The sequence below is a fragment of the Nocardia sp. PLKS1-43 genome (genome assembly GCF_059510335.1).
The window spans coordinates 91,842-102,940 of the sequence record NZ_JCAJZQ010000020.1 but is presented as its reverse complement, the minus strand read 5'-3'; the positions used below and the strand labels follow the sequence as shown (position 1 = coordinate 102,940).

General features: G+C 66.3%; 8 protein-coding genes and 1 pseudogene. All 9 read right to left on the bottom strand.

All coding sequences use genetic code 11. The annotated features are described in order from the left end of the window. A pseudogene (locus AC5WS7_RS38870) lies at positions 1-922 on the bottom strand (hypothetical protein); the annotation flags it as partial. Between the two features lie 107 nt (positions 923-1,029). After that, complete coding sequence (locus tag AC5WS7_RS38865; RefSeq protein ID WP_495959652.1) at positions 1,030-3,615, bottom strand: hypothetical protein; 2,586 nt, start codon at positions 3,613-3,615, stop codon at positions 1,030-1,032. After that, positions 3,612-6,140 carry an ATP-binding protein gene (locus AC5WS7_RS38860; protein ID WP_495959651.1) on the bottom strand — a complete coding sequence of 843 codons (2,529 nt, stop codon included), beginning with the start codon at positions 6,138-6,140 and terminating at the stop codon, positions 3,612-3,614. Before AC5WS7_RS38860 ends, AC5WS7_RS38865 begins: the two co-directional genes overlap by 4 nt. Further along, positions 6,140-6,679, bottom strand: coding sequence for a hypothetical protein (locus tag AC5WS7_RS38855; RefSeq protein WP_495959650.1), 540 nt, complete (start codon positions 6,677-6,679; stop codon positions 6,140-6,142). The genes AC5WS7_RS38860 and AC5WS7_RS38855 overlap by 1 nt, the downstream gene beginning before the upstream one ends. Next, the gene (locus AC5WS7_RS38850; RefSeq protein WP_495959649.1) at positions 6,676-6,939 is read right to left on the bottom strand and encodes a hypothetical protein; all 264 of its coding nucleotides are present in this window, start codon (positions 6,937-6,939) and stop codon (positions 6,676-6,678) included. Before AC5WS7_RS38850 ends, AC5WS7_RS38855 begins: the two co-directional genes overlap by 4 nt. Before the next feature lie 18 nt (positions 6,940-6,957). Further along, on the bottom strand, positions 6,958-7,920 hold the full coding sequence (locus AC5WS7_RS38845; protein ID WP_495959648.1) for a conjugal transfer protein: 963 nt from the start codon (positions 7,918-7,920) through the stop codon (positions 6,958-6,960). A 123-nt stretch (positions 7,921-8,043) separates the two neighbouring features. Continuing rightward, the gene (locus tag AC5WS7_RS38840) at positions 8,044-9,186 is read right to left on the bottom strand and encodes a GAF domain-containing protein (RefSeq protein WP_495959647.1); all 1,143 of its coding nucleotides are present in this window, start codon (positions 9,184-9,186) and stop codon (positions 8,044-8,046) included. Between the two features lie 173 nt (positions 9,187-9,359). Then, positions 9,360-10,253: an ROK family protein gene (locus AC5WS7_RS38835; protein ID WP_495959646.1), complete on the bottom strand. Its 894-nt coding sequence runs from the start codon at positions 10,251-10,253 to the stop codon at positions 9,360-9,362. A gap of 59 nt (positions 10,254-10,312) precedes the next feature. Continuing rightward, positions 10,313-10,750 carry a hypothetical protein gene (locus tag AC5WS7_RS38830; protein ID WP_495959645.1) on the bottom strand — a complete coding sequence of 146 codons (438 nt, stop codon included), beginning with the start codon at positions 10,748-10,750 and terminating at the stop codon, positions 10,313-10,315. Positions 10,751-11,099 lie beyond the last annotated feature (349 nt).

Below are 11,099 nucleotides of genomic sequence, written 5' to 3'. Positions count from 1 at the left end.
CCCTCAATACTCGTTTCACCCGGACGCCCGATCCGGTCGGCATCGACTCGCGGAGAATCTGGCCCGTTGTCGGATCACTGGTGACGATCTCCGTGGGTCCCACGGCGATGCCGACGCGGGTCGGAACGAAATCCCGGTAGTTCCAGAAGACCAGATCACCAGCCGACACTGCGGCGGGCGCGACCCGCTGACCGCAGACCCCCTGCACGACAAGGCTTTGCGGCAACGACACCGCGGCGGCCGGTGCTGCGGTGCTCGTCGTGCGTGGACACGAATCCATCTGTGCACCAACCTCGTTCGCGGCAGGCTCGGTGCCGGGCCCCAGCGCGGGAGGGTTGGCGGCATCGCAGCGACCGGATGCCGGCGCCAGCGAAGCCATCGAGATGACCGCCGCCGACCAGGCCGCATCGTTCCCGGACGAGCGTCTTCCGACCTGCCCCAGCGCCAGCTCACGCGCACAGACCACCGCCGGCCCAGTGCTCGTCACGCTCAGTGGCGGCAATTGATAAGGCGCCGTTCGCATCTGGGTGAGGCAGGCACGCTCCCAACTGTCGACGTCGGCATCCTCTGGCGCGATGGTGAGCTGCGCGAACGGATTCGCGGTCGGGATGTCCGGGGGCGACATCGTCTCCGACGCGGGGGCGAAGGTCTCGGTCACCGAGGGGTCCGGGCCGATCGCGCTGTCACATTGATACTGCAGATCCGCCGCTTCGGACGTGGTCGAACTGTCCGCCGCGACGATCACTACGGCGAGTATCGCGCCGAGCACCAGCAGGATCGCGCCCACGATCCAGACCCACTGCGGCACGAGCAGCATGACCAGCATCTGGCCGACCGCGGCGACCCGGCTGCGCTCACCGCGGCCGGAGTTTGCCAGGACCGAGGGCATCGACGCGATCAGCCCCAGTCTCCCTCGTTTCATCCGGCTCGCTCACCTCCCGGGACGCATCGACGCCGACCGGCGATCACCGCGATCACCCCCGTGCGCGATGCCCCGGGGAATCATCCGAAGCTCGATGAACGCGGTGATCATCGGTTCAGCAGATCGCGGATCGGCGCCAGTGCGGCTGCAGCCGCCGGACCGACCGAACCGATACCGGGGCCAGGCGGTGTAATCGAGTTGCTGCCGGTCCGTCCCGTACCGGACAGCCACTGGTCGGTCGACTGAGATCTATCGATGTAATCCCTGAGCTGTCGCCAGTTCTCCGTACTGTCGGGGCTGGCCATCAGCGCGTTGAACTTTTCGGTCAACTCGTCCACGTGCCGGTCCTGAATGTGGTCCATGATACGTTTCGCCTCGTTGCGATCTATCCCCCCGGCGAGCAGCTCTTTCTTCGCCTCGATGAGCTCGTGATTGATCGGATTCAAATTGGGATCCGCGGCGTTCGCCCCGACCTCTGCGGGCAGGCGATAGTTACCCATCGAGAACTCTTGCAGCGCTTTGATTCTCGCTTCGGAACCCATGAACGGCCCGTTGTATCCCAACGCTCCGCCGAAATACTTGTTGGCGTATTCCAGACTCGCACCGTGTAGGTTGACGATTCTGTCCCGTCCGCGAACCAGGGCCAGCGCCTGCTCGGCCGAGCTGAGATGCGCCGCGGTCATGAGCTCTTTGGCCTGTTTCCCGTACGGCCCGTACTTTCCGACGGTGAGCTCGCCCGCCGACGTTTCGGCCAGCTGCATGGCGGTGGTAAATACGGACAGCGGCTTGTCCGCGAAATTGAAGCGGTCCACGAGCTGTTCCACCCGGCCCCAGGAACCCATGACGGCATTGATATCCCGTCGCCGGAAACCGGCCAGCTCCATCGGACCGTACGAGGCGTTCGTGGCGAGTCCGCGTTCGATTCGCAGTGCCGCCAGCCCGGAGGCCGCGCCGCGAAGACTGCGCAGGCCGCCTCCAGCCCGACCCGCCAAACGAGCCGTATTCTGATACTCGCGTTTGTCCGCGAACGGCTGCGCGGATGCGTCGTACCATTCCGGCAGCCCCGCCAGCTTCGTGGCTTTGCGCTGAGCTCGCATCTGCGCGCGCGCATTGGGGTTCATCGGAGTGTTCACCCCGCCGAGCAGATGCGCCACGAACGGCGAGGAGTTGGCCCAGTTCAGAGCATTCAGATCCAGCAGCAGATGATTGTTCGCCAAGGTCTGGCCGGCGATCCCGCCCATACCGACCACCCCGCCGCCGCCTCCGCCGCCGCCCCTGCCCGCGCCCTCGGCGGCCGCCGCCAGACGGCCCGTCACCCAGGAATTTCCCCTGGTGACCGCTCTGGTGATCCGGCCGAACTGGAAGATGAACACGATCTCCACCACCGCGCCGATCACGAAAACCGCCATGACCTGTCCACTGGCCTGCTCGAACAGGTCGCCGAGGAACAGCACGTACACCCCGAGCGTGATGACCTGCACCGCCATGCGCGCCCCGGCGATGAATCCGTCCACCACATTGTGAATCGTGAAAACCTGCGTCGGCCCGTATATATACCCCCCGGCCGCGAATCCGAATATCGTCAGAAAACCGTGATATATCGCGTCGAACGCGGACCACATGATTCTGATGGCCAGAAACGCCGCGAACAGCAGCAGAATCGTGCCGGAGATCAGCAGCAACAACCCCGCCCCGATCTGCCCGACGCTGGGATTGGAGGCGGAGGCGTAGGCGGCCGAATCGCCGCAGGTCTTCATGCCATCCTTGACCTCGTTCTCATTGGCTGCCGCCACACCCGCCGACCAGGCCGTCTGACAGGAGGAGTTGTCGTCCACCACATGCCCGAAATTCCACACCTGCAACGGCCGCCGGGCAAAATTGTCCGCCAGATCCGCCTGCATCGTCGCCACCAGCTGCGTCGGGTCCGGACTGCTGTTCCCGTTCAGGCCGGCGGCCACCGATATCCCCACATTCCGCCCCTGTGCGAGCAGTCCGTCCGAGGACAGCACATCGCCCAGCGGGTCCGCCAGGAACAGCGGCGCGAGCAGCGCGACCAGAATCATCGTGACGACCTGCGCGGTCGCCTTGCTGTAGAAACCGCGCGCCACGAAATACGCCACGAAGAACGCGCCGATCGTGGCCGCGGTGACCAGCATGAGCGGCGTCGCGATCTGCCCGGTGAGCGCGTTCGCGACTCCGTGCAGCGCCCTCGCCACCAGATTCAGCCACTGGAAACCCAACGCGTAGCCGACCAGCCAGATCGCGGTCGTCACGATGACCATCCACCCCGCGAATTCCAGTCCGATAACCAGTGACAGCGCGGTATTTCCGGGATGGAACAGGCTGCCGTGGTCGGTGGCGAACAGATAATTCGACACCGGCACGCCCTGCGAATCCCGGATCGACATCCAGCTCAGCGCGCTGTTGACCGAGGAGGCCGTGGTGGCCGCGCCCGACGAGGAGGTCGGCACCGTGGTCGTCTGCGCGGTCGCGAGCTCACCGAGCACGCCCGGGAAGACGAACAGCAGCACGAACGCGATCGCGATACCGGTCGTCCACCGCCGCAGCCGGGTCGCCCCGACCCACGCCCTGATCCGGCCCCGCACCGCCCGCGGCGACCACCGGCCGGGGTCCCAGAACCACAACTCCCGCTGCCATGTCGCACAGGAGCCAGGATCATCCGGGGAACTCATCGAGCGACCTGTCTCTCGGTCAGCGCGGGGCGTACACCCCCGGCCGAGGACGGCGTGCTGGTGATCGCCTCGGCCCGATCCGGGCGCGCGGGGCCCAGGACCTTGCCGCGACCGATCCGGTTCAGCGCGTCCCGCATGAACATCTCACCCCGGCGTTCCTCGGGCACCTGCCGGCCCGAACCGACCGGCGGGGACGTGTCCTCGCGCAGGATCTGCAGCAGGAACGGCGACTGTTCCAGATCCACGCCGAGCCATTCCAGACTGTTGCGCGCCAGTTCCTCATCGCGCTGGCGGAATACGAAGCGGTTGGGAATGAGATTGTGCGCCGCGCCCTGGAAGTCGGTCGCCGGATCGTGCGAAGCCAGCCCGACCGCGGCCAGATGCTTACGACCGTCGCGGCTGAAGTCCGAGGTCACCGCGGCCCCGACCTGGGTCTGGGTGAAATGGTGCGCCTCGTCGCCGACCAGCAGCCCGAACCGGCCGTTGTCGGTCAGGAATGCTTCGCGCGCGGCGACGCCGACCAGTTCGTACAGGGCGGTGCCGAGCCGCTTGGTCAGTGGCAGCCGGTTGTACAGATGCGGTGTGACCAGCTCCTCGGCGGTCGGCAGTGCGACGTTGTGGCTGCGCACGACCGTGGCCGCCGCATCCAGGCGCAGCGGCCGCAACTGCGGATCGAACAGCACCGGGACCCGCTCGACGATGGTCCCCAGCCGTGCGGTGAGATCGGCGTACTCCTCCGGGGCCCGGGGTTCGGCACTGCGCCGCCGCACGACGTGGAACAGGTCCAGCAGACTCCCGATCCCGTTCTCCTCGATGCCGCGGGGCGTCAGCAGATTGCTCAGTGCCGCACCCGAACCCGAGGTGGGCGACAGATCCAGCAGCGGCAGAATCGAATCCAGCGCCCGCTCACCGGCTACCCGGGCGTCGAACAGCCGCAACGGGTCCAGCGACACCGTCGGATTCGCCAGATCGATGATCACCGCGTCGTCGATCGCCGAGGCGAAATGCTCCCATTCCCCCACCTGACTGCGGTCGATCGCGAGGAACTGCCCGCCCATATCGTGGACCAGCACCGCCATCAATTTCAGGAAATACGATTTTCCCGAACCCAGTTCACCGGTCACCGCGAAGGAGGCTGAAAGATCGTGGAACGCGGCCTCCATAATGCCGAAATGAATCGGCTCGAAATGTCCGGATAGCAGATTGACCCCGATCACCGGCCCGCTGTCGTCACCGATCTGATTCGTATTGAACGGCACGAATCCGGACCACATATCCGAGGGGACGATATGCGCGAAATCGTCGTACGACCGGCGCGCCGGACTGCCCGGAACCAGCATCGACCAGAGGTCGACCTGTGCGCCCACCGGTGCGACCATATCGATCTGGAATCGCTTGAACCGGCGTTTGAGAGAATTGACCGCATCCATCGTGACGTCCTGGGAGGGCCCGCCCACCGCGAGCACCGTGGTGAACGAGACCTCCGATTCGCCGCCGTTGACCTCGAAGTGATGGTTGTACTCGCTGAGCATCTGCACCTTCGACGCGAGCGTGTTCTGCGCGAACGACACCTCCTGATCGCGCTGGTCCATCTGCTCGCCCAGCCGCCGCAGGCTCAGTTCGTTGTTCTTGAGCACCTGTTCGACCGGTTTGGTGGACACTCGCATACCCCAGTCCACCGTGACGTTCTCGATACCCTCGACGATATTTAGGAATTCGCTCAGGCCCGGGAACACCATCCCCGAATAGGGAAACGACCGCGGTGTGATCATGGACTGATACGACGGCCGGAACTGGTAATCGGTCTGCACCACCTTGACGACCGGTACGAACGACGGCCGTATCGTCCGGCCGCGATCGGTGTTCGCGCCCTCGTCCAGCGCGGCCGAGCGAAATACCGCGGCGGTGGCGTCGTCGATGTATCCGGCGCGGGTGGGCGCAACCGGATCGCCGCCGGCGCCCCGGGACAGATAATGCTCCCACAACCATTGGAACAATGCGGCCGGTACCGGCGTGGGATCGAATTCGCCGCCGATGCGGGAAAGGATCTCCTTGGCCTGTTGATCGTATTCGTCGAGATCCGCGCGCGCTATCGCGGTGGCGTCGATCGTCGTGGTGCTGCCGCGCCACATGCGGGACAGCGCGGACAGGCTGGCATTGGCCGAACCGACCGGGATCGTCAGCAGGAATATCCGGGTGCTCGGCGCGATCGCCCGGATGCGCTCATAGGAGGCCACCACCTCGAGGGCGTAGTCCTCACAATCGTCCAGATCCACGCCCTCGACCATTTTCCCGAGCACATCGAGCGTATTGAGCCGGGCCTGAATCCCCAGCAGCAGCGAACCATTCGGCAGATTATTGATCAGCGCATGATGGGCGGCCTTCACATCGTATTTGTCGCTGGTCTTGCGCAACCCATAGCCGAGCGGATTGATGAAATACGTCGCGGTCACCAGGCCGGAATTCGTGAACTGCAAATTTCCGCGAATTGCCGCAGTGGGCTGCAGATCCCGCTCGAACGCCATTATGCGACCCCTTCCGGCAGCGCGGCGTCCGCGCCGCCCTCGGTCAGTGCACGGATACCGCTGCCCCAGCGGTCCAACACGCCGGCCGCCCCGCCGCTCGCGGCGAAGGTGGCCGCCGGCCGGGCGGCGCCGGGCGATTCCCGGCGGTCGGGCAGTACGACGACGATGGTTTCGTCGACGAACGTCGTGCTGCGCGAGGAATCCATGGTGAGCGGAATCCCCGAGGCCGAAACCGGCTTGCGCACCAGCAGCAACCGGCCGAACCACAGGATGCGCGAGGTCGTCCGGACCCCGGTGTACGGCACCAGCCCGATACCGAACACCGCCGCGATCGTCACGATCAGCCCGGCGATAAAGGTCATCGCCGGATTGGCGGGCAGGGTCACGGCCAGAATCGAGGTGATCACCATGAGCACCACCGCACCGATCACCTGCGGCAGGGTGTAGGGCCCGAACGGCAGCTTCTGCCCGTTCTGTGCCTTGCCGATCATTGTGGGCACGCGTTTGATCGGCGTGTACACCTTGATCAGGTCGGTCACTGATAGCTCCCGATAGGGTGATCGGGAACGACGCTGTTGGTGTCCACGCGCGCGTAGTTGATGACGGTGGGCAGAATCCACAGCAGCACCGCCGCGAGCACCGCCGATCCGGCCACGACCAGCACCCTGCTGGGGGAGAGTTTCGATTTGGCGCCCTCGGAGATGATCAGCGACACCCCGACAATGGCGACGATGATGATGCCCAGCCAGCGCACCAGCTGCAGCACGTACTCGAGGATGATGCTGAGTTGACTACCCATGGGACTGCCCTTTCCGGATCAGTTCTGTGTCGCCGGCGGAATCGACACCGCGGGCGACGGTGTCGTGGTAGTCGGCTTCGATGGTGCTGCGGTGCCGTCCGTGCCCCCGCCCCGCACGATCGTGAGCGGGGTGCGCAGTTCCGGGGTGAGATCCACGGCCTGGACCTGCCACTGCCCGCCGGCGCGAATCATCGTCAGGGGGTAGGCGAGCGTCGGGGAGGCGCCGCCGGCGCCCTTGGGATCCACCATCGCCAGTACCCGGGCATTCGTGCCGGTCGCGCCGCATCCGGACAGATCGGCGGAGACCGAGGTCGTCTTGGCACTGCTGAACGGCGGCGGCATGGGCGAGACGATGCCGGAATTCGGTGCGGCATAACGAGTTACGTCGGCGGTGCCGGTCAGGTAGGCGGTGAGGAAGCCGGCGGCCACCTGCCCCAGCGGCGAATCGGCGGTGCAGGTCACCTGATAGCCCAGGGCCAGGTCGGAGCCGCGTTGCGGGGCGTCCACCGCGGCCGGCAGCGATAGCGCCCGCACGGTTCCGCTGATCATGGACACCGCGACGCGGTAGTACTCCCGAGCGGTCTTGTCCGCGGCGCTGGCGGTGGCCGCCGCACCGGGCCGGACCGAGACCGTCACCGTCCACACTTCGAGCTCGCCGACGGCGGTCTCCCGCGCGGCGAAGACCACTTCCGGATCGCTCACCTGCCGCGGCGTGGACGGCAGCGTGACCTGCTGGCCGGAGCTGACGTACTGAGCGATGCGATCCTGCGCACTGGCGTCCGCGCCCAGATAGGCGACCACGAAATCGCGGGCGAACGATTCGGCCAGCTGGGAACGTCCGATCATCTTCGCGATGGACTCGTCCGACGGTCCAGGCGGCGGCGAGGAGAAGAAACTCAGTATCGCGTGACCGCCGCCGAGGACCGCCAGAACGGCCAGAATCGCGACGAGGATGTTCTCGCGGCGACGACGCAGGACCATACGGCGAAGGAGCACTTCGCCCGAGTCCGCCGATCGTTTCGCCGCTGTCCGCACTCCCGAAATGGTAGAGAGCGCGCAGTACCGCCAATCGAATGCTGTTCCCGGCCATGGGAACATGAGTAATCAGCTCGCCGGACTGCGCTTCATCCGCCCGGCGAGGCGATGACGCAGCTGGTCGTCGTATCCGATCGACGTATTCGACTGTGCGGCATTGCGATACACATCCAACATCGGCAGCTGCCCAGCGGCCCGCACCAATTGCGCGATGGCCAGCTGCCGGCCGGAGAATCCGGGGTACGAATACAGCAGCATCGAGGTCGGTGTGTAGCCGCCTGCATAATTCAGTGCGCGCACCGTCAGTTCGGCGGTTTCCCCGGCGCGCACCTTCTCGCCGATCGCGATGAGGTCCGCGTGGTCGTCGGGATGAAAGACATCGGTGGGCCGGAACAGATAATCCCAGCGAATCCACGGCGCGGGATCGGTGAGCCAGTGCGAGATGCTGGTGTGCTCCAGCTGGACCACCGCCAGATGCGTGCCGGCCCGGCGATGCGCCTCGCGCAGTCCGACCCGCTCCAGGGTGGGCCAGACCGGCGGGGAACTCTCGGCGGTGATGTCCTCGAACAGCAGCCACGCGCCGCGTGTGCGGGCGTCGTTGCGGGCGCGAATCGTGATACGCCACTGGCCTGTTCGGCCTGGACCGTCGGTGACCGCGACGTCGAACTGGAGTTTGTCGCCCGGTTCGGGCCCGTACAGCAGATCCAGGACCTCCGCGTGCCGATCGAATCCCGACACACGGTGGAACAGCTCGGCGATCGACGTCGCGGGGACATACTCCTCGGCGCACACCCCCCACAGCCGGGTGATCCCGCTGGGCAGCTGAACCAGCTGCGATTCCAGATCCCAGATCGCACCCACCGCCGGATAGGCGGGCGGTACCCGAGATCCGATGGGCCCCAGCCATACTCGCAGCGCGTGTACATCGCCCGCCGGGCCGAACACCGGCCGCACCCGCAGATCGTGCGGTCCAGCTCCGGTCGGCACCCGCAGGTCGACATCCTCGGCGTGCGCTCGTGCGGTCTGCACGATCTCGGTCAGCCGCGCGGTGCTGAGGTTGTCGTAGAGCGCGGGCATCTTGGCCAGCTGACGCTGTAGTAGTCGCTGCCAGCTCGCGAATTCCCGCGGTTGCGACCCCACCGATGCCACCGACATACCGTCGGCGGCCAGGGTCTCGACCGTCACCCAGTGGATCACAGCGTCGCTTCGCATCGCACTCGCCCGTACCAGCCGTTTCTCGGGAAAACCCAGTGGAGACATCCAGTGACGTACTCAATGTACCGTTATTTAGCGGTACGTTCAACAGGGCGAGAAACAGGGAACGGACATGGCAATGCGGCCGGCGCCCGCGGTGGCGCCGGCTCGCGACCCGATCTACCGGACGATCACGGCGTCGAGGTGGTCAGCGCCAGCACCCCCGCACCCGCGAGGACGCCCATATCGCGCAACTCGGACGGCACCACCTGCAGCCCCATCAGGAATCCGAGCCGCGCATGGGTGGTCACCGCCGAATACATGGATTGCCACAGGACCGACCCGTTCTGGATCACCGGACCACCGAGGACCACCAGATCGATGTCGAGCAGCGCGGCGATCGAAACGATGGCCCGGCCCAGCGCGACTCCGGCGCGTTCCAGGGCGGCGACCGCGATCGGCACGCCGGACGCGCCGTCCGCGAGCAACTCGTCCAGCGTCTCGCCCGCCCACCCCTCGGCATGCGCCCAGCGCACCATCGACGCACCGCCGGCAATCGCCTCGAGGCAGCCGAGATTCCCGCACTCGCACCGATCCTCGAAGCCCTGCACCAGCACGTGACCGAGGTGCCCGGCATTGCCGGTACGGCCGACGACGACGAATCCGCCGGCCATCACACCGCCGACGATTCGATCCGATACCTGAATCGACAGGGCGTCCAACACCTGTGCCGTCGCACCGAAATTCCGCTCCGCCAGGGCCAGGCACACACCGTCCAGGGCGAGCCGGACCACGGCGGCGGGAAACATCTTTTGCACCTGCTCGACGATGCCGAAACCGGCCCGCCACTCGGCTATTCCGCCCGGCGCGACCACACCGGCCGCCATATCGATCGGACCCGCCGAACCGATGGCAACCGCGGTCACCTCGTCACCGCCGGCAACGTCGAGCAGCAGATCGCGGCAGCCCTCCCACACCTGTGTGGCAGGCACCGGCAACCGGCGCATCTGATCCTCCCCGACGCCCTCGCCGACGGGCGTCACCACGAAACGCGTGGTACTGATCTCCAGAGCAAGAATCGTCATAATCCCCTACCGCCGTGACGTTTTCCGCTGTGTGCGAGTGTGCACAATAACTCCGCGGACTACGTTCCGGTGGGGCGGAGCCTGCGCCCCAACACGATTCGGCGTGGTATGGAGGGCGTCGGTTCGGCGCACACTGGACGCGCTCCGGTGCGGACGATGCGCAGCGGACGGCGGTGGTCCAGGGGTGCGGCACGATGACGATCCAGATTCTCCACGATCTTGCCCGCGCTGTCGTACGCCACTCCGGCCCAGATCATCGCCCGCGGACCGGCACCGCGAGCGGTCAGTTCCTGTGCGAGTTGCTCGCAGCTCACCCGCAGCGGGCAATCCTGACAGGCCAAGACGGCCGCACGCCAGGATTCGGGGGTGCCGACATCGAGATCCCAATCGTCGGGACCGTCCGCGCAGGGCGGGCGCTGCGTGCGCGCCGGGAAAGTCCGCGGTCGCACCGCAGGACGCGCGACGATGGTCGTGGGTCGTGACTGATTCGTGCTCATGGCCGTCTCCGAGAATGCCGAGGGTTCGCCCTGGTGTGCGAAACCCGTTGGTCGGGCGGGGCATCAGGGCTGATCGACAGTCCCCGGAAACTCAGCAATACATGCTGTTGGATGCACGTTAACGCACGATTCGACGCTCGGCAACCACTTTCACCGCTGTCCGACGGCACGTTGCCCGCGATGCCGCTCCAACGGCCCCGCGGACCTGCGGTCGCGCTGCCCATGCCCCCAATTTCCCGTGCACCGCACCGGGATCGGTGTGTCGCGCGCCATCGCCGCCGGATTCGGCCGGCGATCCGGATCGGGTTCCCCCTGCTGGGAATGCCGGAAAATCGGGGGCAACCCGCGA